The organism is Pseudomonas sp. S150 (assembly GCF_004526365.1).
GTDB lineage: Bacteria > Pseudomonadota > Gammaproteobacteria > Pseudomonadales > Pseudomonadaceae > Aquipseudomonas > Aquipseudomonas putida_A.
This window is the reverse complement of record NZ_CP038207.1, coordinates 3,764,334-3,784,223: the sequence shown is the minus strand read 5'-3', so window position 1 is coordinate 3,784,223 and position 19,890 is coordinate 3,764,334. Positions and strand designations below refer to the sequence as shown.

Below are 19,890 nucleotides of genomic sequence, written 5' to 3'. Positions count from 1 at the left end.
CCCATGGCGCCGGATTGCCGCATACTTGCGCTAATGAAAACCAGCGGTGAATCTGATGAGTGACAAACCCGAGCAAAACTGCCGCGATCGAGGAGATGCGTTTCTGTCTGCTGATCGATGCGGTGGTCGATTATGCGATTTACATGATCGACCCGGACGGCATCATCACCAGCTGGAACTCCGGCGCCAAACGCTTCAAGGGCTACGAAGAGGCGGAGATTCTCGGCGAGCATTTCTCGCGCTTCTATACCGCCGATGATCGTGCGGCGGGTCTGCCGCAACGCGCGCTCGACACAGCGCTGCACGAAGGACGCTTCGAAGGCGAAGGCTGGCGGGTGCGCAAGGATGGCACCAGCTTCTGGTGCCATGTGGTCATCGATCCGATCATTGATCCCAACGGCAAACTGCTCGGCTATGCCAAGATCACCCGTGACCTGACCGACCGCAAGATGGCCGAGGAAACCCTCAAGCAAAGCGAACAGCAGTTTCGCCTGCTGGTGCAGGGTGTCACCGATTATGCGATCTACATGCTCAGCCCCGAAGGGTCGTGTGAGCAACTGGAATCAGGGCGCCCAGCGGATCAAGGGGTACCAGCCGGAAGAAATCATCGGCCAGCATTTTTCGGTTTTCTACACCCCGGAAGACCGTGTGGCCGGCGAACCGCAACGGGCACTGGAGATTGCCACCCGCGAGGGCCGTTTCGAGAACAAGAGCTGGCGCATGCGCAAGGATGGCACGCGGTTTCTGGCCCACGTGGTGGTCGATGCCATTCGCGGCGAAACCGGCACGCTGCTCGGGTTTGCCAAGATCACCCGCGATGTCACCGAAGCCCATGAGTCGCAAGTGGCGCTGGAAAAGACCCGCGAAGCGCTGTTTCAGGCGCAGAAGATGCAGGCCATCGGTCAGCTCAGCGGCGGCATCGCCCATGACTTCAACAATCTGCTGACGGTGATTCTGGGCAATCTGGAGATTCTGCAAAAACGCATCGGTGACGACCCGAAAAACAGTCGTCTGCTGGAAAACGCCACGCAGGGTGCATTGCGTGGCGTATCGCTGACCCAACGCATGCTGGCCTTCGCCCGCCGTCAGGAACTCAAGACCGAGCCGGTCGATATTCCGCAACTGGTGCAAGGCATCACCGGACTGTTGCGCAGCTCGATAGGCCCCGGGATTCGCATCGAGACACGCTTTCCCGAGGATCTGCAACCGGTGCTGGCCGACAGCAACCAACTGGAACTGGCGTTGCTCAATCTGGCGACCAACGCCCGCGACGCCATGGCCGACGGTGGCAGCCTGTGCATTTGCGCGCAGCCGGAAGTCGTGCTTGAGCAAAGCCATTCGTCAATGGCGGCGGGACGCTATGTGTGCCTGAGCGTGATCGACACGGGTGAGGGCATGGACGAAGCCACGCTGGGTTCGGCCAGGGATCCGTTTTTCACCACCAAGGGCGTGGGCAAGGGCACCGGGCTGGGCTTGTCGATGGTGCATGGCTTTATCGAGCAACTGGGTGGCCGTTTCATTCTCAAGAGCGAAAAAGGCCATGGCACCCGCGCTGAAATGTGGATACCGGTGGCGTTAGCCGGGGAGACGGCAAAAAACCTCTACCCGGCGGTCAAACCGGTGTTGGTGCCGCGCCTCAGCGTGCTGGTGGTGGACGACGATTCGCTGGTGATGACCAGCACCACGCTGCTGCTCGAAGACCTTGGCCATCGCGTGATCAGCGCCACGTCCGGTGCCAAGGCGCTGGCGTTGTTCGAGCAGGGCGAAGTCATCGATCTGATGATCACCGACATGGCCATGCCGCAGATGAGCGGCGCGCAACTGGCGCATGCGGTGCGTTTGCTCAAGCCGGATCTGCCGATCATTCTGGCCACCGGTTACGCCGAACGTCTGGAAGGCTTTGCCGCGCAATTGCCGCGTCTGCCCAAGCCATTCACCCAGCTCAACCTGGTGGAAATCATCGCGCAGTCGATGAAGTGAATCCGCCTGAACTTGTCCGTGGCGAGGGCCTTCTAAAAGGTTTCCCCGCCACGGAGTGCGCGTCCCTTGCCCCGCATACTGACTCAGCCCAGCGCTGAAGAGCACTTGACCGAACACGATGCCAAGATGTTCGGCTCACCTAAGGAACGGCTGGATTTCTATCGCAAGGAAATCCAGTACGAAACCAGCATCCTCGCCAATCGCACCGATGCCTATCTCGCGGCGCAGTCGTTTCTGGTGATTGCCTTCGCTTCGTGCATGGCCAACCTCAACCCCGAGTGGGGCAAGCTGTTCACGCTGGTGGTGCCGCCGTTTCTCGCACTGCTCGGGTTGCTCAGTTCGCTCAACGCCTGGCCGGGGATTCGTGCGGCGTACGACATCATCGATCACTGGCACTACAAGCAGAGCGAGTTGTTGCGCAGCGAGCCGATCATGGGCATGGCTTACGACGAGTCGCCGCTGTTCAGTGAAATGGAGTCGAGCCACAAGGGCTATCGCAAGTCGCTGTTGTTTTCGGTGCGCACGCCTTGGATCTTCGCCACGTTCTGGATCCTGCTCGGGGCTTATGCAGTGTTCATTCAGGTGACCAACCCCGGGGGCTGAACGCCGCCCAAAGAAAAAGCCCGGACATCGCTGCCGGGCTTTTTCTTGTGTGCTTTATTCGACGGTTTCAAGTTGCCGACGCAATTCCTGCGAGTGATGCGGTGACATTGGAATCGGCGGGAAGTCTTCGTTGAGGACGCACAAGTGATCGATGGCTTCCTCGAACTTCGCATCGGCTTTGCGGTGCAGTGCTCGATAGTGCTCAAACTGTTCGAGGTCCAGATTGTCCGCTTCCAGCAGCTCGTAAGCCGCTCGGTTGAGGGCGTGGGCATCTTCGAACAGTTGACGATTGCGTTCCAGGGCCAAAGCCCTGCAAGCCTTGATTTGTGCAGGAGTCGAGCATTCTTTCATGACCGTGACCTTGTTATCCAAAGATTCCTCTTCATGGGCTGCAAGCCGCAGGGGAACCGAACCTGCCGGACCTCGCCGAGTGCATCCAGCGAGGGGTTATGGTTGTGACTGTCGGTTTTGGCCGAGGGATCCATTTATTTTCAGAAAAAACTTCGATGGATTTCCCGACATATTGCCGCCGGAAAAATCAGTTTTTTCGTTTTTGCCGTTGTTCGTAGCGCGCCAGCAGCGGCTGGGTGCTGATGCCATGCAGTAAAATGCTCAGCGCTACCACGGACAGGGTGATGTTGGTGCACAACGTCGCGACTGAAGGACTGAGGCCATGGTTCAAGGCATAAAACAGATAGAACAGACTGCCGATCCCGCGAATGCCGAACCAACCGATCAACAGCCGCTGACCACCGTCGAGCAAAGTGCCCCAAGGCATCAACGCGACGCAGGCCGGACGCACCACGCAGAACAGCACCGCGCCAATGACCAACGCCCGCCAGTCCCAATGCGGCACCAGCACCACGCCGAGCAGGGTTACCAGAAACACTTCCATGGCCCGTTCCACCAGGCTGCCGAACGAGAGCATGTCGCCCATCATGATTCCGGCCGCGACCTGGCTGCTTTCCAGTCGTTCGGTATCACCGTGCACCGCGTGCTGCGGTTCGATGTTCTGATGGCCCACCACCGGTTGCACCAGGTGTTCGGCGGGTGGCTGGCTGGCGCCGGTGGATTTGACTTCTTCCTGACGCAAGCCGAGGCCGGCGGCGAATACCGACAGAAAACCATAACCGCCAATCGCATCTGCGCCGACATAAGCCAGAGCAATCAGCGACAGCGCCAGATAATCATTCGGGCTCAGGGTGCTGTCGTCGTTGCGGATGCGCAGCGACAGGGTCAATCGACCGATGCCGCGGCCCATCCAGTAACCGGTGAGCAAACCGACCGGCACCGCCCAGAGCAAACCGTGCAGCACCCAATCGGTCAAGGCGCCGGGTTGCGCGTCGGCCTGCAATAGCAGCAAGCCGAGAATCACGAACGGAAAAGCGATGCCGTCGTTCAGTCCGGCTTCACCGGAAAGACCAAAGCGCACGCTGTCGACATCCCGTGCGTCGTTGACCTGCACCAGCGCGGCCAGCACCGGGTCAGTCGGTGCGAGAATCGCGCCGATCAGCAGCGACGATCCCCAAGGCAGTTGCAGGCCCCAATGCAGCAATACGCTGACTCCGGCGATGGTCAACACCATCACCGGGCCGGCCAGCCCGAAAGCAATCCGCCAGCGCTTGTCGCGCAGTGGCAGACGCAGCTTGAGGCCGCAGACAAACAGCGAAAACAACACCGCCACTTCCGTGAGGTGTTCCATCCATACGGACGCGTTTTCCAGTGACAGTTTCAGCAAATCCAGACCGCTGGGGCCGATGCCGATCCCCAGCAGCAGGCACACGGCCGAAGTGGTGACCGGCATCCAGCGCAGGTACGACGAGGTCAGCGCGAGGGTCAGCAACACCGCGCCAAGCACCGCGACCCAGATGACAAAGCTCATGGAGGCTTACAACATCGGCTTGCCGCCGGTGACGCCATAGCGCTGACCGGTGATGTAACTGGCTTCATCGGAGGCGAGCAGCACATAGATTGGCGCCACTTCCACTGGTTGTCCGGGGCGACCGAGTGGGGTTTCGCTGCCGAAGTTCTGCACCTCTTCATCGGGCATGGTCGAGACGATCAGTGGCGTCCAGATTGGTCCGGGGGCCACGCAGTTCACGCGGATTTCTTTTGGCCCGAGTATCTGTGCCAGTCCGCCGGTGAAGTTGGCGATCGCGCCCTTGGTGGTGGCGTAGGCCAGCAGGGTCGGTTTGGGCATGTCCGAGTTGACCGAGCTGGTGTTGATGATCGACGCGCCGGGGCGCATGTGTTTGATCGCCGCCTGGCACAGCCGGAAAATCGCCGTGATGTTGACGTCGAAGGTCATCACCCATTCTTCGTCAGGGATTTCTTCGAAGGTCTCGTGGGTCATCTGGAACGCGGCGTTGTTCACCAGAATGTCGATGCGCCCGAAGCGTTCGACGGTCTTGTCCACCAGTTCCTGGCAATGGGCTTTGTGCGCGAGGTCGCCGGACAGCAACAGGCACTGGCGGCCTGCCTGTTCGACCCAGCGCGCGGTCTCTTTGGCATCTTCATGTTCATTCAGATAAGCCACGACCACGTCTGCACCTTCACGGGCAAAGGCGATCGCCACCGCGCGGCCAATGCCGCTGTCGGCACCGGTAATCAGCGCAATCTTGCCGGCCAGCCGCCCGGAGCCGACGTAGCTTTGCTCGCCGCAGTCGGGGTAGGGCTGCATTTTGCTTTGCGCACCGGGGACGGCTTGGGCTTGTGCGGGGAAGGGTGGTTTTGGATAGTCGGTCATCACAGATCTCCGAGGTTCTTAGGGCAGGTATGGGCGGTTGACCCGGACGGTTTGCCGTGAGTTCGATCGGATTTGCGCTGGATTGTTTGGCGATGACAATGCAAAACCCTGTGGGAGCGGGCTTGCTCGCGAATGCGGTGGTTCAGTCAACATTGATATCGGCTGACACACCGCCTTCGCGAGCAAGCCCGCTCCCACAGGGGATCATCTGTGTTTCAGGTATTGCGGTTGTTCAGGGCGCGCTCCATGCGGCGGATGCCCTCTTCGAGCAACGACCGTGGGCAGCCGAAGTTCAGGCGCACGAACTGTTGGTGTTGATCACCGAAATCCAACCCGGCGCTCAGACCGACCTTGGCCTGTTCGAGGAAGAACTGCTGAGGATTGTCCAGCTCCAGCGCCGAGCAATCGAGCCACGCCAGATACGTCCCTTGCGGCACATTGATGGTCACCCCCGGCAAGCGGCTGCGCACCGCGTCCACCAGCCAGTCGCGGTTGGCCTGCAGATAGGTTTTCAGTTCGGCCAGCCACGGCGCGCCTTCGCTGTAGGCGACGCGGGTGGCTTCCATGCCCAACGGATTGACGCTATCGACCATGCCACAACGTGCATGGTTCACGCGCTCGCGCAGGGCGGCGTCCTGGATGATCATGAACGAGGTCTTGAGGCCGGCGATGTTGTAGGCCTTGCTCGCCGACATCAGGGTGATGGTGCGCTTGGCGATTTCCGGGCTGAGGGACGCGGTCGGAATGTGCACGCGGCCGTCGAAGCACAGTTCGGCGTGGATCTCGTCGGAGATGATCCAGGCGTCCTGTGCCGCACAGATATCCGCTACGGCTTGCAGCTCCTCACGGCCAAACACCTTGCCGATCGGGTTGTGCGGGTTGCTCAAGAGCAGGGCGCCGCCACCGTTCAGCGATTCGCGCAGGGTCTCCAGCGGCGTGGCGTAAGTGCCATCGGCCTGGGGGATGAATTCCAGCTCGACCTTGTTCAGCCCCCAATGCCCCGGCGCATGCCGCAGCGGCGGGTAGTTCGGCACTTGCACCACGACGTTCTGCTGCGGCTGTACCAGGGCTTTCAAAGCCATGTTGAAACCGGATTCAACGCCCGGCAGGAAGATCAGCTCCTGCGGTTTGACCTTCCAGGCGAACTTGTCCCACAGGTCGGCGACGATCGCCTCACGCAAGTTGTCCTGCGCCACGCTGTAACCCACCAGTGGGTGCAACAGGCGCTGCTGCAGCGCCTCGATGATCACCGGTGGCGCGGCGAAATCCATATCAGCGACCCACATCGGCAACACATCCTCCGGGTAGCGGCTCCACTTGGTGCTGCCGGTGTTGTGGCGGTCGAATACCTGATCAAAATCGAAAGTCATGCGCGGTCTCGTGAAGGCGGGATGGGTCCTGGGCGCCATTCTAAGCCCAACGCGACGCATGTGGGAGCTGGCTTGCCAGCGATGGCGTCGTCACTGTCGCTATTAGTGTTGACTGATCCACCGCTTTCGCTGGCAAGCCAGCTCCCACAGGGTTTTGTGTTCGTTGGCGAATAGACCGACAAACGGCCGACGGTCGGTTTTCACACAGAGTGTGTGGTCATTGTCTACAGTGAAAAAGCCGGCAGGCATTCTGCCGTAACCGTGTTTGTCCAGAAAAAGCCCGGCTCAAGTACCGGGTTCCACCTGATCAGGAGTGCACGATGGATCTCAGCCGTCGTCAATTCTTCAAGGTCGCCGGTATCGGCCTTGCAGGCTCTAGCCTGGGCGCGTTGGGCATGGCCCCGACGCTGGCCTTCGCCGAGCAGGTGCGTCACTTCAAGCTTGCCCACACCCATGAAACCCGCAACACCTGCCCGTATTGCTCGGTCGGTTGCGGGTTGATCATGTACAGCCAGGGCGATGCCGCGAAGAACGTCGCGCAAAATATCATTCACATCGAGGGCGATGCCGACCACCCGGTCAACCGCGGCACCCTGTGCCCGAAAGGCGCGGGCCTGCTGGACTTCATTCACAGCCCGGGCCGCCTGCAATACCCGCAAATGCGCAAGCCCGGCAGCAGCGAATGGACCCGGATCAGCTGGGATGAAGCACTGGATCGCATCGCCGACCTGATGAAGGCCGACCGCGACGCCAACTTCATCGAGAAAAATTCCACTGGGCAAACGGTGAATCGCTGGCTGACCACCGGATTCCTCGCAGCGTCCGCAGCGTCCAACGAAGCCGGTTACATCACCCAGAAGGTGATTCGCAGTCTTGGCATGCTGGGGTTCGATAACCAGGCGCGTGTCTGACACGGCCCGACGGTGGCAAGTCTTGCCCCGACGTACGGCCGTGGAGCCATGACCAATACCTGGACCGATATCGCCAACGCGAATCTGATCCTGGTGATGGGTGGCAACGCAGCAGAAGCGCATCCATGCGGCTTCAAATGGGTGACCGAGGCCAAGGCACATAACGCTGCCCGGCTGATCGTGGTCGACCCGCGTTTTACCCGGACCGCTTCGGTGGCCGACTATTACGCGCCGATCCGTACCGGTACCGACATCGCCTTCATGGGCGGGCTGATCAATTACCTGCTGACTCAGGACAAGATCCAGCACGAATACGTGCGCAACTACACCGACGTCTCGTTCATCGTCAAAGCCGGCTATGGCTTTGAGGACGGCATCTTCAGCGGCTATGACGCGGCCAAACGCAGCTACACCGACAAATCCGGCTGGGGTTACGAGCTGGGTGAGGATGGCTTCGTCAAGGTCGACCCGACCCTGCAGGATCCGCAGTGCGTCTATCAATTGATGAAGCAGCATTACAGCCGCTACAACATTGATCTGGCGAGCCAGATCTGCGGCATGCCGGTCGATGCGATGCAGAAAATCTGGGATGAGATTGCCACGTGCTCCACGCCCGGCAAAACCATGACCATCCTCTATGCCCTCGGCTGGACGCAACACTCGATCGGCGCGCAGATCATCCGTAGCGCGGCGATGGTGCAACTGCTGCTGGGCAACGTCGGCATGCCGGGTGGCGGGGTCAATGCCTTGCGTGGGCACTCGAACATTCAGGGCCTGACCGACCTCGGGTTGTTGTCCAATTCGCTGCCGGGTTATCTGACCCTGGGTGGCGATGCCGAGCAGGACTACAACGCCTTTATCAAAAAGCGTACGCAAATGCCGTTGCGTCCGGGGCAGCTGTCCTACTGGCAGAACTACAGCAAATTCCACGTCAGCCTGATGAAGTCCTGGTACGGCGCCAACGCGACGCTGGAGAACAACTGGAATTACGACTACCTGCCGAAACTGGATATCCCCAACTACGACGTCCTGAAGATGTTCGACCTGATGAGCCAGGGCAAGGTCAACGGCTACATGTGCCAGGGCTTCAACCCGATCGCTGCGTTGCCGGACAAGAACCGGGTGATGGCTGCGCTGGCCAAACTCAAATGGCTGGTAGTGATGGATCCGCTGGCCACCGAAACCTCGGAGTTCTGGCAAAACGTCGGGCCCTACAACGATGTGAAAAGCGCCGAGATCCAGACCGAAGTGATTCGCCTGCCGACCACCTGCTTTGCCGAGGAGGACGGCTCGCTGGTCAACAGCAGCCGCTGGCTGCAATGGCACTGGAAAGGCGCCGACGGCCCCGGCGAAGCACAGACCGACATTCGCATCATGAGCGAACTGTTCTTGCGTCTGCGCAAACGTTATCAGGCCGAGGGCGGCAAGTTCCCCGATCCGCTGCTGAACCTGTCGTGGCCGTACAAGATCCCCGACGAGCCATCGCCGGAGGAGCTGGCCAAAGAGATCAACGGCAGCGCCATGGCCGACTTCACCGATGCCAGCGGCGTGGCGGTCAAGGCCGGTTCGCAACTGGCCGGGTTCGGCCTGCTCAAGGACGACGGCAGCACCGCGTCCGGTTGCTGGATCTTCGCCGGCAGCTGGACCGAGGCCGGCAACCAGATGGCCCGGCGTGACAATGCCGACCCGTATGGCATGCATCAGCATCAGGGCTGGGCCTGGGCGTGGCCGGCCAACCGGCGGATTCTCTACAACCGCGCTTCGGCGGACGTCGCGGGCAAACCGTGGGATCCGAAAAAACGTCTGGTGTGGTGGAACGGCAAGGCCTGGGGCGGCACCGATGTGCCGGACTACAAGGCCGATGTGCCGCCGGAAGCCGGGATGAACCCGTTCATCATGAACCCCGAAGGCGTGGCGCGGTTCTTCGCCGTCGACAAGATGAACGAAGGGCCTTTCCCCGAGCACTACGAGCCGTTCGAAACGCCGATCGGCATCAACCCGCTGCATCCGCAAAACAAGAAAGCTACCAGCAACCCGGCGGCGCGGATCTTCGATTCGGTCTGGGAAAGCCTCGGCGAAGCCAAGGACTTCCCATACGCCGGTACCAGTTACCGGCTGACCGAGCACTTCCACTTCTGGAGCAAGCATTGCAAGTTGAATGCGATTGCCCAGCCCGAGCAGTTCGTCGAAATCGGCGAAGTGCTGGCGAAGGAGAAGGGCATCGCCGCCGGAGATCGGGTGCGGGTCAGCTGCAAGCGCGGGTTCATCGAGGCCGTGGCGGTGGTGACCAAACGCATCCGGCCGCTGCAGGTCAACGGCCAGGTGGTGCATCAGATCGGTATCCCGCTGCACTGGGGATTCACCGGCCAGACGCGTCACGGTTACCTGACCAACACCCTGGTGCCGTTCCTCGGCGATGGCAACACACAGACCCCGGAATCCAAGTCATTCCTGGTCAACGTGGAGAAACTGTAAATGGCCAGCCAAGACATCATTGCCCGCTCGGCCACCACCACGGTGCCGCCCTCGGTGAGAAATCAGCAGGAAGTCGCCAAGCTGATCGACACCACCAAATGCATTGGCTGCAAGGCCTGCCAGGTCGCCTGCTCGGAATGGAACGAGCTGCGCGACGAGGTCGGCCACAACCACGGCACCTACGACAACCCGCAGGACCTGAGCGCAGAAACCTGGACCTTGATGCGCTTCACTGAACACGAAACCGACGCCGGCAACCTCGAGTGGCTGATCCGCAAGGACGGCTGCATGCATTGTGCCGAGCCGGGGTGCCTCGCGGCATGCCCAAGTCCCGGGGCGATCATCAAGCATGCCAACGGCATCGTCGATTTCGATCAGGATCACTGCATCGGTTGCGGCTACTGCATCACCGGTTGCCCGTTCAATATTCCGCGGATTTCGCAGAAGGATCACAAGGCCTACAAATGCACCTTGTGTTCCGACCGCGTCGCGGTAGGGCTGGAGCCGGCCTGCGTGAAAACCTGTCCCACCGGCGCCATTGTCTTCGGCACCAAAGAAGACATGAAGGAACACGCCGCCGAACGCATCGTCGACCTGAAAAGCCGTGGCTTCGACAACGCCGGGCTGTATGACCCGGAAGGCGTCGGCGGCACTCACGTGATGTACGTGCTGCACCACGCCGACACGCCGAAGATCTACGCCGGGTTGCCGGATGCGCCGGCCATCTGTCCGCTGGTGGGTCTGTGGAAAGGCATCAGCAAACCGCTGGGCCTGCTGGCGATGGGTGCGGCGGTGCTCGCCGGTTTCTTCCACTATGTGCGCATCGGGCCGAATCGCACCGAAGAGGATGATCATCCGACGCCGCCCGATACCTCGGTGCATGTCGTCGATCCGGCGGTGCACACCTTCGATCCACGCGGGGAGGACCGGCCATGAGCAACAAGACGATCCTGCGCTACACCGCCAACCAGCGCACCAATCACTGGCTGGTGGCGATTCTGTTCTTCATGGCCGGGCTGTCCGGGCTGGCGTTGTTTCATCCATCGATGTTCTGGCTGACCCACCTGTTCGGCGGCGGGCCGTGGACACGGATTCTGCACCCGTTCATGGGCGTGCTGATGTTCGTGTTGTTCCTCGGCTTGGTGTTCCGCTTCTGGCGCGCGAACTTCTTCATCGACAACGACTGGAAATGGATGCGCCGCATCGATCGAGTGCTGGTCAACGATGAAGAAAGCGTGCCGCCGGTGGGCAAGTACAACGCCGGGCAGAAGATGCTGTTCTGGACTTTACTGCTGTGCATGCTTGGTTTGCTATTCACCGGTCTGGTGATCTGGCGCGCGTATTTCAGCGCGTACTTCGGCATCACCGTGATCCGCTGGGCCATGCTCCTGCATGCGCTGGCCGGGTTTGTGCTGATCCTCAGCATCATCGTGCACATCTACGCCGGCCTGTGGATCAAAGGCTCAGTCGACGCAATGCTGCATGGCTGGGTCAGCCGCGCCTGGGCGAAGAAGCACCACGAACTGTGGTATCGCGACATCACCCGCGATGAACGCAATCCGGACGTGCCGGAGCGACCGATCACCAAAAAGGGCTGACTTTTGGCAACCATTCTTGAACCCGGGGAAATCGAGGCGGCGGCCAGTTCGCCGCCGTTTCTACACCTGCCGCCGCACAACCTGTTCACTTTGCGTGCCCAGCGCCTGGAGCAATTGGCTCAGGGGCATCCGCTGGCCGATTACCTGCGACTGATCGCCGGATTGTGCCGGACTCAGCAGCAGGTTTTCGACGATCCACCGCTGACGGTACCGTTTGATCAACAAAGAATTGAAGCCTGTCAGTTGCATGGTTTGCCGCCGTTTGCTGCCGACACATTGGTGCGCGAGGAGGGCTGGCAGGTTTATCTGGATGCTCTGTTGCAACGCTATGTGCCGCCCGATCAACCCGCCGTAGTCGACGCGCTCGCCACTCTGCGCAGCGCCAGTGCCGGCCAGTTGCGTGCGTGGGCGGTGGCGTTGGTCAGCGGTCAATATTCGATGGTGCCGGCGCAGTTGGTACCGTTTCTCGGCGCCGGGCTGCAAGCGGCGTGGAGCCACTGGCTGCTCAGCGCACCGAACCTGCAACTGAAACCCGGCGACAGCCTCAGCCAGTGCCCGGGCTGTGGTTCACCAGCGATGGCCGGGGTGATCCGCCATCGCGGCAAACACAACGGTCTGCGTTATCTGGTGTGTTCGTTGTGCGCCTGCGAATGGCATGTGGTGCGGGTCAAGTGCGTGTATTGCGAGTCGAGCAAGGGCCTGGATTACCTGAGCCTGGAGGACGATCGCCACGCCGCCAATCAGGCGCCGATTCGTGCGGAGGTCTGTCCGAGCTGCAACAGCTACCTGAAACTGGTCTATCTGGAGAACGATGCCGAAGGCGAAGCGTTGTCGGCGGATCTCAGCAGCCTGCTGCTCGACATGCGTCTGGCGCAGGACGGCTATCAGCGTCTGGCACCGAATCTGATGCTGGCGCCGGGAGACGAATGACCAGAACGTCTACACTCCTGAAAAACCTGTGGGAGGGGGCTTGCTCCCGAAGGGGCCGTGTCAGTCAGATCATTTGTGGCTGACTCACCGCATTCGCGAGCAAGCCCGCTCCCACAATTGGGGGCCGGTGTGCTGTATTTAGACGCGTTGCGTCAAGTCATGCCGGAGAGTCTTGTTTTCGGGAGTGGCTGATGTCTTCGAGTGTTGCCCTGCGGTTGCCTTCCATTGATGGTTTGTTGCGTCACCCGGCGTGTGCGCCGTTACTTGAGCGTCACGGCCGCGAGTCGTTGCTGGCCAGTTTGCGCCAGCTGCTAGATGAGTTGCGTTCCAGCGTGTTGAACGGCCAATTGTCAGCCGTCGAAATCAGCCCCGACGTACTCGCCGGGCGGGTTGCTGAGCGTCTGGCCCAGCAGCAGCGCAGCAACGTGCGGCGGGTGTTCAACCTGACCGGCACGGTGCTGCACACCAATCTTGGCCGGGCGCTGTTGCCGGATGAAGCCATCGACGCGGTGCAGATGGCCGCACGTTACCCGCTCAATCTGGAATTCGATCTGGCCAGTGGCAAGCGCGGTGATCGCGACGACCTGATCGAAGGCCTGATCCGCGAACTGACCGGCGCCGAAGCCGTCACCGTGGTCAACAACAATGCCGCTGCGGTGTTGCTGACGCTGAACAGCCTCGGCGCGCGCAAGGAAGGCATCATCTCGCGCGGCGAACTGATCGAAATCGGTGGCGCGTTCCGCATCCCCGACATCATGGCCCGCGCCGGTGTGCGCCTGCATGAAGTCGGCACCACCAACCGCACCAACGCCCGCGACTACGAAGCAGCGATCAGCCCGCGCAGTGGTTTGATCATGCGCGTGCATGCGAGCAACTACAGCATCGAAGGCTTTACCGCCCGGGTGCCCACCGCCGAGCTGGCCGAGCTGGCGCATCGGCATGGCTTGCCGCTACTGGAGGATCTCGGCAGCGGCAGTCTGCTGGACCTGACTCGTTGGGGCCTGCCAGCGGAACCCACGGTGCGTCAGGCGTTGCTGGATGGTGCGGACATCGTCACTTTCAGCGGCGACAAATTGCTCGGCGGACCACAGGCTGGCTTGATTGTCGGGCGCAAAGACCTGATCGCGAAGATCAAGAAAAATCCGTTGAAGCGTGCTTTGCGGGTCGACAAGTTGACCCTGGCGGCACTGGAGGCGGTGCTGGGTTTGTATCGCGATCCGGATCGCCTCGCCGAACGTCTGCCGAGTTTGCGGCTGTTGACTCGCCCCCAAGCCGACATCTTCGCCCAGGCTTGCCGTTTGCAACCGGCAATGGCTGAGGTCTTGGGCGAACCCTGGCAGGTCAGCGCCGTGCAGGCCTTGGGCATGATCGGCAGCGGCAGCCAACCGGTGGCGCGGTTGCCGAGTGCGGCGCTGTGTCTGCGCCCGCAAGTGTCCAAGCGTTTACGCGGACGCTTTCTGCTGAATCTGGAAGCGGCATTGCGTGCGTTGCCAATCCCTGTGCTCGGGCGCATTGACGACGATGCGCTATGGCTCGATCTACGCCAACTCGACGATGAGCCGACGTGGCTGGCGCAGTTGCCGCAGTTGCAGGTCGAGTCGTGATCGTCGGCACCGCCGGGCACATCGACCACGGCAAGACCTCGCTGCTGCAAGCGCTGACCGGCCAAACCGGCGACCGCCGCCCGCAGGAGCGCGAGCGCGGAATGACCATCGACCTCGGTTATCTCTACGCGGAGCTGGAACCCGGAGCCGGGCTGACCGGGTTTATCGATGTGCCGGGCCACGAGAAATTCACCCACAACATGCTCGCCGGGGCGCAGGGCATCGATCTGGTGTTGCTGGTGGTGGCGGCGGATGACGGGGTGATGCCGCAGACCCGCGAGCATCTGGCGATTGTTCAGTTGCTGGGCATTCCCCGGGCGCTGGTGGCGATCACCAAATGCGATCGGGTTGAAGCGGGCAGGGTGGAGGAGGTGCAGCACCAGGTTCTCGATCTGCTCGAAGCCGGGCCATTCGCCGATGCGCCGACGCTGGCGGTGTCGAGCGTGACCGGGCAGGGCGTCGATGAACTGCGCCAGAGCTTGCTGCAGATTCAAAGCGAAGTGCATGAGCGCAGCCGCGAAGGTGGTTTTCGCCTGGCCATCGACCGCGCCTTCAGCGTGGCGGGCGCCGGGATTGTGGTCACTGGCACGGCGTTGTCGGGAACGGTGTCAGTCGGGGACAAACTGGCCCTCGGGCCGTCCGGGAAATCGGTGCGGGTGCGGGGCTTGCACGCGCAAAACCAGCCCGCCGAGCAGGCCTTCGCCGGGCAACGGGTGGCACTGAACATCAGTGGCGATCGATTGACCCTTGAGCAGATCCATCGCGGCCAATGGCTGTTGCCCGAGTGGCTGCACGCACCGACGCAACGGGTCGATATCGAGTTTCAACTGTTGCCCGGTGAGCGCACCTTCGAACACTTTCACCCGGTGCATGTGCACCTCGGTACGCAAGACGTCATCGCCCGCGTGGCGTTGCTCGAAGGCCCGCGTTTGCGTGCAGGCGAACGCATGTTCGCGCAACTGCTGATCAACGCCCCGGTGCACGCGGTGAAGGGCGATCGCCTGATCCTGCGTGACCAGAGCGCGCAACGCACCCTCGGTGGCGGTCAAATACTCGACCCGTTCGCCCCGGCCCGCCAGCGCCGCAGCCCGGAACGGCTGGCGCAACTGCAGGCCCTGGCCGGCAGCGACAGTCTTGATCAAGCGTTACCACTGCTGCTCGACCACAGCGCTGGCGGCCTCGATCCGCAACGAATTGAGCGCCAGTTCAATCGTCAGCGTGAAGACTGGGCGCTACCAGCCAATGTGCGCCTGATCGACACCCGCCAGGGACCGGTGCTGTTCAACGTGCAGCGCTGGGGGCAGTTGAAGTTCACCCTGCTGGAGCAACTGGCGAAATTGCACGAGCTGGAACCGGACCAGATGGGACCGGATCGCGATCGCCTGCGACGCTTCAGTGGGACGGCGCTGGAGCGCTCGACCTTTGTCAGCCTGCTGGAAGAACTGCGCGCTGCCGGGGCGATCAACGCCAGCGGGCCGTGGTTGCATTTGCCCGATCATCAGGTGCGTTTGAGTGCTGAAGACGAAACCCTGTGGCAGCGCATGCAGCCGCTGTTCGAGCAGGCCGGGTTTGATCCGCCGTGGGTACGTGATGTCGCCAAAGTGTTGGGCGTGGAAGATGCGATGGTGCGCCTGCTGTTGCGCAAACTGGCGCGCTTGGGATTGATGCACCAAGTGGTGCGCGATCTGTTTCTGTCTGACGGGCAACTGCGGCGCATGGCCGACATTCTGTTGCAACTGGAACAGGAAAATCCGTCGATCCAGGTGACAACCTTCCGTGATGCGCTAGGCTTGGGACGCAAACGCTGTATTCAGTACCTGGAATACTTCGACCGCCTCGGCCTGACCCGGCGCATCGGCGAATCCCGGGTGATCCGCCACGACAACGCGCTGGCCAGTGCCGACGCACCCTGAGTTCAAAGGAAGGCAATCGCGCCCGGTGGCGCGGCCGGGCTTCAAACCCGGTTGGGGACGGCATCCGTTCCCGGGCAGGTTCGACTCCGGCTGCCTTCCGCCAATAAATTCCCGTCCTCGCCGCAGTGATGCTTGCTGTCGCGGCGCAACGGTCAAGGCTGATAGGGAATCAGCTTGTCCTTCTCCAACTCTCCCAGAAACTGATCCAGCATCTGCTGCTTGTTCTTGTTGTCCGGGATCGGCACGTACCACGCCATCACGCTCCAGCCTTCGCGGGAATAGTTATAGGTCTTGAGCAGTTTACCGTCCTTGAAGACCGAGCTGCGCAAGTTGTCCTGGTAGTGATAAGGCACTGGGAGGGTGAACAGGGTCAGAACATTGAACATGGCCAGATAATGGGTTTCGCCCGACCACGGCTGGGTAATCAGCAGGCTGTAGCCGTTGCGGGTGTAACCGCCGTCGAGCATGGAAAACGCACCGGAGTCTTTCAATGCAGAAATGGTTTCACGCTGACGATATTCTTCGTGCCGGGTATTGGCCGGGCCCAGGCTCAACGTCACCGGCACATAGGCTTGCGTAGCGTGATAATCGAGGGGCGGCAGGGTGTTGGCGCAACCGCCGAGTGCCATTAGCGCACTGAGCATGGCGCCGTTCTTGATCAAGGCCAGCTTCATTGGGCACTTCCCACGACAGGGATCAACCGGTCATGTTGAACGTCCTGGGCAAAGGCCCGTGCAATACGGCTGAGGTTCTGTCCTTCCAGCTCGCCACCCTGGTCGAGCAACCAGGTGTATTTCTGGGTGTTATTGCGATAGGTGTACTGCTTGAGGCGCTTGTCGCCTTGATACACCGAGAACTCGGCCTGCGTGTCGTATTCCTTCGAAAGCGGCAGCATGAACAGTGTGGCGCAACTCAACAACACCACCGGGAACGGCGGGAACTCGCGTTGCATGTTCAATTTGACTTGGACGTTGTACGCATCGTTTTGGCCGGACCCGGTTTCGACGTTGCGAAATACGCCAGTTTCGCGCAGATGATTGCGCAACGACGAAGACTGCAGAGGGTCGTCGATCATGACGTGGATCGGTGTCAGATAATCCTGTCCGTCGGCCAGTGTGCGCTCTGGCAAGGTGTTGGTGGCGGTACAACCGGCCAGCAGAGCGACGGTGGCAAGCGTGGTGATTTTTTTCATGGTTTGATGTCCGCGGCAACACCCGGCGGGGTATCGGCAAAAATATAGGGTTCGGCGCTTTTCAGATCGAGCTTCAGTGATTGCAGAGGTGGTAGTCCGGGAACCTGGCGCTGGGCGATCACGGCGTCGCGGGCGCGCTGATCGCGCCAGAGGAAGGTGCAGCCGATGCCGTTGAGGCAGAGCGAGCGATATTCGCCCATGTAATAGGCTTTTCCGGCTTCAAGACGTAGCGGAAGGTTGAATTTCTCACGCGCTTCCATCGAACTGTAAACGGTGCCAAGCCCCGGTGTGTATCGCGCAGAGAAGAACTGGAAATCGTAGAACTCGTAGTCGCCCGGTTTCAAAGCAAGGACGAAGACACTCGCGGCACCGCTAGCGTCCTGAATATCCTGCGGCGTTGAATAGGCACCGGCCATTTTCCAGATACCGGCAGCGCCGTACTGGGAGCCACGTTTGCGTATAAACAGGCGTTGGTTATCCGCCGGAGACAGTTTGAGCGAGCGCGGCCCGATAGACCCGATCAGATAAGCCACAGGCTCATTGGCCTTGGCCTGCAATGGTTCGCTGACCCATGACGCGCTTTCGGTGATACAACCACTGAGCAGCGAGGCCAGCAGGCCGGCGACCACTATTTTGAAGACATGAAACATGAACATCCCTGAATCTGCGTGATTGATGACGTTCAGTTGCGAAGGCCAATCAAAGCCTTCCTGGCCAAACGTTTTTGCGGGGCGCGCAGACTAAGTGATGTAGTGGCATTTGGCTAGCCAATAACGCAGGTCGGCTTCCGTCCGCGAATCACGCAATGTTCAATATGTCACTCGATCCCCTGGTTGGAGCCAGCCTGCTGGTGGTGGCCGGTGTGTCATTAACCTCAAAGTCGGCTGATCGGCCGCTTTCGCGAGCAGGCTCGCTCCCACAGGGGATCGGGGTTTCAGGCGGGTGGGTCGAGGTTGTCGAGGGCGCGGTTGACGGTCAGTTCGCCGAGCATCACGACTTGCTGAATGCCCAGCAGGGCTTCGTTGTCGGCGGCTTCGTGAAGTTTTTTGAGTCGATGGATTCGTAGGGCGACCTCGGGTCTGAGTCCGGGTTTAATCACGGGCCATCAGAACCCCAACGGGTACTGAATCACCACATAAATCCGGTCGATATCATCCCCGGCCTGTGCCTCGTTGGCCCGGTGCGAGACGTGCGACAGCTGCACCGACAGGTCCTTTGCCGTGCCCGATTGCACGATGTATTTCAGATCGATATCCCGTTCCCAATGCTTGCCGCCAGCGCCTTGCTGCGGCTGATAGTCGCCAGTCTCGGCATCGAACGGGTTGTACGCGCCGCCCTTGGGCGCGTGAGTGCCGTCGATGTGGTCGCCGGAGACGTAGCGGGTCATGAAGGTCAGGCCAGGGATGCCGAAGGCGCCGAGGTCAAGGTCGTAGCGTGCTTGCCAGGACCGTTCGCCAGCGCCGTTGAAATCGGCGTATTTGATCGAGTTGGCGAGGTAGATCGAGTCGCCGCCCACGAAATCGAACGACGTGTCGCCATTGACGCGTTGCCAGCCGAGCATGACCGCGTGCGGGCCGAAACTGTACTTGCCGGACAGGCTGAACGCGGTGTTGTCGATCGCGCCGGCCAGCGCCCGACCGGTATCGCGGGTGTGGTAGAGGTTGGCATCGAGCAACAGGCCGGACTGTTTGAAGTGCAGATTGGCGTAGTACTGGTGCCAGGTGTCAGTCAGATCCGAGGCGTAAAGCGATCCACCCACCGGACTGTCGCCGAACAGATCGGCGCCGAGAAAACTGATTCCGCCAGCCTCGGTAGTGGCGCCGTAACCGGAAAAGTCGCCGCGCCCTGAGGAGCTGTCCTGATTCTTGAATGCGGTGAAGTGTCCGGCCGTGAAGTTAACGTTGTCGATTTCACGACTGTTCACTAGCAAACCTGTGGCGTATTCCGGTTGCAGGCGTTTGTCCGAGGTGTCGAACACCGGCGTTTCCACGGTCATCTCGCCGAACGCGAGGGTGGTGCGCGAAGCTTTCAGTTTGAACGCGCCGCCAGCGCTGGAGTAGTTCGGTTCACTACGACCATTGCTGTCGACCGGCAACAGACCCGTGCCGGAATGTCCTTTGCCGCCATCGAGTTTCAGGCCGAGAAAGGCGTGGGCATCGATGCCGAACCCGACAGTGCCTGGCGTGTAGCCAGAGGTGAACGTGCCGATAAAGCCCTGGGCCCATTCCTGTTTATAGTTTTTGCCGGAGGGAGAGGGCGAGCGGTAGTCGTTGCTCAGGTAGAAGTTGCGGCTGAGCACTTCGGTTTTGGCGTCGTTGAAGAAGTCGCTGGCGAAAACAGTGTCGGTCGCTGCGCAAAGCAGGGCCAACAGTGCAAAGCGTGGTGTCGAGGGAGCCATCGTGAGGGACCGACAATCAGGGAAGGTCTGCTGATGATGGGCAGGATCAACCGGGCTGGATTGAGCCGATGTGCTGAGTTCAAGGCATACCTGATTCCGTTGTAGGAGTGAGCCTGCTCGCGATAGCGGTCGATCAGTTTAGATCGATGTTAATGACACACCGCTATCGC

Annotated in this window: 15 protein-coding genes, 1 tRNA gene and 2 pseudogenes; 9 read left to right on the top strand and 9 right to left on the bottom strand. The window is 60.9% G+C overall.

What is annotated here, in order from left to right; all coding sequences use genetic code 11:
• The first annotated feature begins 95 nt into the window (after positions 1-95).
• Positions 96-1,980 (top strand): annotated as a pseudogene (locus tag E3Z29_RS17320) (PAS domain S-box protein).
• Between the two features lie 66 nt (positions 1,981-2,046).
• Positions 2,047-2,583 carry a hypothetical protein gene (locus E3Z29_RS17315; RefSeq protein ID WP_047597231.1) on the top strand — a complete coding sequence of 179 codons (537 nt, stop codon included), beginning with the start codon at positions 2,047-2,049 and terminating at the stop codon, positions 2,581-2,583.
• Between the two features lie 54 nt (positions 2,584-2,637).
• Here E3Z29_RS17315 and E3Z29_RS17310 read toward each other — a convergent pair whose 3' ends face one another.
• The 4 genes from E3Z29_RS17310 to E3Z29_RS17290 all read right to left on the bottom strand — a co-directional run bounded on the left by E3Z29_RS17310 (position 2,638) and on the right by E3Z29_RS17290 (position 6,699).
• Positions 2,638-2,934 carry a hypothetical protein gene (locus E3Z29_RS17310; RefSeq protein WP_134787586.1) on the bottom strand — a complete coding sequence of 99 codons (297 nt, stop codon included), beginning with the start codon at positions 2,932-2,934 and terminating at the stop codon, positions 2,638-2,640.
• A 187-nt stretch (positions 2,935-3,121) separates the two neighbouring features.
• The gene (locus E3Z29_RS17305) at positions 3,122-4,465 is read right to left on the bottom strand and encodes a sodium:proton antiporter (protein ID WP_134786441.1); all 1,344 of its coding nucleotides are present in this window, start codon (positions 4,463-4,465) and stop codon (positions 3,122-3,124) included.
• A 6-nt stretch (positions 4,466-4,471) separates the two neighbouring features.
• On the bottom strand, positions 4,472-5,329 hold the full coding sequence (locus E3Z29_RS17300; RefSeq protein ID WP_027612798.1) for a glucose 1-dehydrogenase: 858 nt from the start codon (positions 5,327-5,329) through the stop codon (positions 4,472-4,474).
• Between the two features lie 215 nt (positions 5,330-5,544).
• On the bottom strand, positions 5,545-6,699 hold the full coding sequence (locus E3Z29_RS17290) for a MalY/PatB family protein (protein ID WP_134786440.1): 1,155 nt from the start codon (positions 6,697-6,699) through the stop codon (positions 5,545-5,547).
• A gap of 320 nt (positions 6,700-7,019) precedes the next feature.
• On the opposite strand from E3Z29_RS17290, the gene fdnG reads away from it, so the two are divergent.
• The 7 genes from fdnG to E3Z29_RS17250 all read left to right on the top strand — a co-directional run bounded on the left by fdnG (position 7,020) and on the right by E3Z29_RS17250 (position 16,233).
• The gene (gene fdnG / locus E3Z29_RS17280) at positions 7,020-10,085 is read left to right on the top strand and encodes a formate dehydrogenase-N subunit alpha (protein WP_167734146.1); all 3,066 of its coding nucleotides are present in this window, start codon (positions 7,020-7,022) and stop codon (positions 10,083-10,085) included.
• Positions 10,086-11,021, top strand: coding sequence for a formate dehydrogenase subunit beta (fdxH, locus tag E3Z29_RS17275; RefSeq protein WP_134786438.1), 936 nt, complete (start codon positions 10,086-10,088; stop codon positions 11,019-11,021). It abuts the gene before it with no gap.
• Complete coding sequence (locus E3Z29_RS17270; RefSeq protein WP_047597242.1) at positions 11,018-11,683, top strand: formate dehydrogenase subunit gamma; 666 nt, start codon at positions 11,018-11,020, stop codon at positions 11,681-11,683. The genes fdxH and E3Z29_RS17270 overlap by 4 nt, the downstream gene beginning before the upstream one ends.
• A 3-nt stretch (positions 11,684-11,686) precedes the next feature.
• The gene (fdhE, locus tag E3Z29_RS17265; RefSeq protein WP_134786437.1) at positions 11,687-12,613 is read left to right on the top strand and encodes a formate dehydrogenase accessory protein FdhE; all 927 of its coding nucleotides are present in this window, start codon (positions 11,687-11,689) and stop codon (positions 12,611-12,613) included.
• 191 nt (positions 12,614-12,804) lie between these two features.
• Positions 12,805-14,217: an L-seryl-tRNA(Sec) selenium transferase gene (selA, locus tag E3Z29_RS17260; RefSeq protein ID WP_134786436.1), complete on the top strand. Its 1,413-nt coding sequence runs from the start codon at positions 12,805-12,807 to the stop codon at positions 14,215-14,217.
• Positions 14,214-16,130, top strand: a complete 1,917-nt coding sequence (selB, locus tag E3Z29_RS17255; protein ID WP_134787585.1) for a selenocysteine-specific translation elongation factor — start codon at positions 14,214-14,216, stop codon at positions 16,128-16,130. Before selA ends, selB begins: the two co-directional genes overlap by 4 nt.
• 7 nt (positions 16,131-16,137) lie before the next feature.
• Positions 16,138-16,233, top strand: a tRNA-Sec gene (locus E3Z29_RS17250).
• 49 nt (positions 16,234-16,282) lie between these two features.
• On the opposite strand, the gene E3Z29_RS17245 is transcribed toward E3Z29_RS17250, so the two are convergent.
• The 5 genes and pseudogenes from E3Z29_RS17245 to E3Z29_RS17230 form a co-directional block, all read right to left on the bottom strand.
• Positions 16,283-16,804 (bottom strand): hypothetical protein, encoded by a 522-nt coding sequence (locus E3Z29_RS17245; RefSeq protein WP_134786435.1) that lies wholly within the window; start codon positions 16,802-16,804, stop codon positions 16,283-16,285.
• Positions 16,801-17,322: a hypothetical protein gene (locus E3Z29_RS17240; protein ID WP_134786434.1), complete on the bottom strand. Its 522-nt coding sequence runs from the start codon at positions 17,320-17,322 to the stop codon at positions 16,801-16,803. The genes E3Z29_RS17245 and E3Z29_RS17240 overlap by 4 nt, the downstream gene beginning before the upstream one ends.
• Positions 17,319-17,972 carry a hypothetical protein gene (locus E3Z29_RS17235; RefSeq protein ID WP_134786433.1) on the bottom strand — a complete coding sequence of 218 codons (654 nt, stop codon included), beginning with the start codon at positions 17,970-17,972 and terminating at the stop codon, positions 17,319-17,321. Before E3Z29_RS17235 ends, E3Z29_RS17240 begins: the two co-directional genes overlap by 4 nt.
• A 284-nt stretch (positions 17,973-18,256) precedes the next feature.
• A pseudogene (locus E3Z29_RS29950) lies at positions 18,257-18,343 on the bottom strand (DUF6124 family protein); the annotation flags it as partial.
• An 84-nt stretch (positions 18,344-18,427) separates the two neighbouring features.
• Complete coding sequence (locus E3Z29_RS17230) at positions 18,428-19,720, bottom strand: OprD family porin (RefSeq protein WP_134786432.1); 1,293 nt, start codon at positions 19,718-19,720, stop codon at positions 18,428-18,430.
• Positions 19,721-19,890 lie beyond the last annotated feature (170 nt).

Coding starts and splice junctions, on each gene's coding strand:
- E3Z29_RS17245 (WP_134786435.1), bottom strand. CDS start 16,804: ATGAAGCTGGCCTTGATCAAGAACGGCGCCATGCTCAGTGCGCTAATG.
- E3Z29_RS17230 (WP_134786432.1), bottom strand. CDS start 19,720: ATGGCTCCCTCGACACCACGCTTTGCACTGTTGGCCCTGCTTTGCGCA.
- fdxH (WP_134786438.1), top strand. CDS start 10,086: ATGGCCAGCCAAGACATCATTGCCCGCTCGGCCACCACCACGGTGCCG.
- E3Z29_RS17300 (WP_027612798.1), bottom strand. CDS start 5,329: ATGACCGACTATCCAAAACCACCCTTCCCCGCACAAGCCCAAGCCGTC.
- E3Z29_RS17310 (WP_134787586.1), bottom strand. CDS start 2,934: ATGAAAGAATGCTCGACTCCTGCACAAATCAAGGCTTGCAGGGCTTTG.
- E3Z29_RS17290 (WP_134786440.1), bottom strand. CDS start 6,699: ATGACTTTCGATTTTGATCAGGTATTCGACCGCCACAACACCGGCAGC.
- selA (WP_134786436.1), top strand. CDS start 12,805: ATGTCTTCGAGTGTTGCCCTGCGGTTGCCTTCCATTGATGGTTTGTTG.
- E3Z29_RS17270 (WP_047597242.1), top strand. CDS start 11,018: ATGAGCAACAAGACGATCCTGCGCTACACCGCCAACCAGCGCACCAAT.
- E3Z29_RS17305 (WP_134786441.1), bottom strand. CDS start 4,465: ATGAGCTTTGTCATCTGGGTCGCGGTGCTTGGCGCGGTGTTGCTGACC.
- E3Z29_RS17240 (WP_134786434.1), bottom strand. CDS start 17,322: ATGAAAAAAATCACCACGCTTGCCACCGTCGCTCTGCTGGCCGGTTGT.
- E3Z29_RS17235 (WP_134786433.1), bottom strand. CDS start 17,972: ATGTTTCATGTCTTCAAAATAGTGGTCGCCGGCCTGCTGGCCTCGCTG.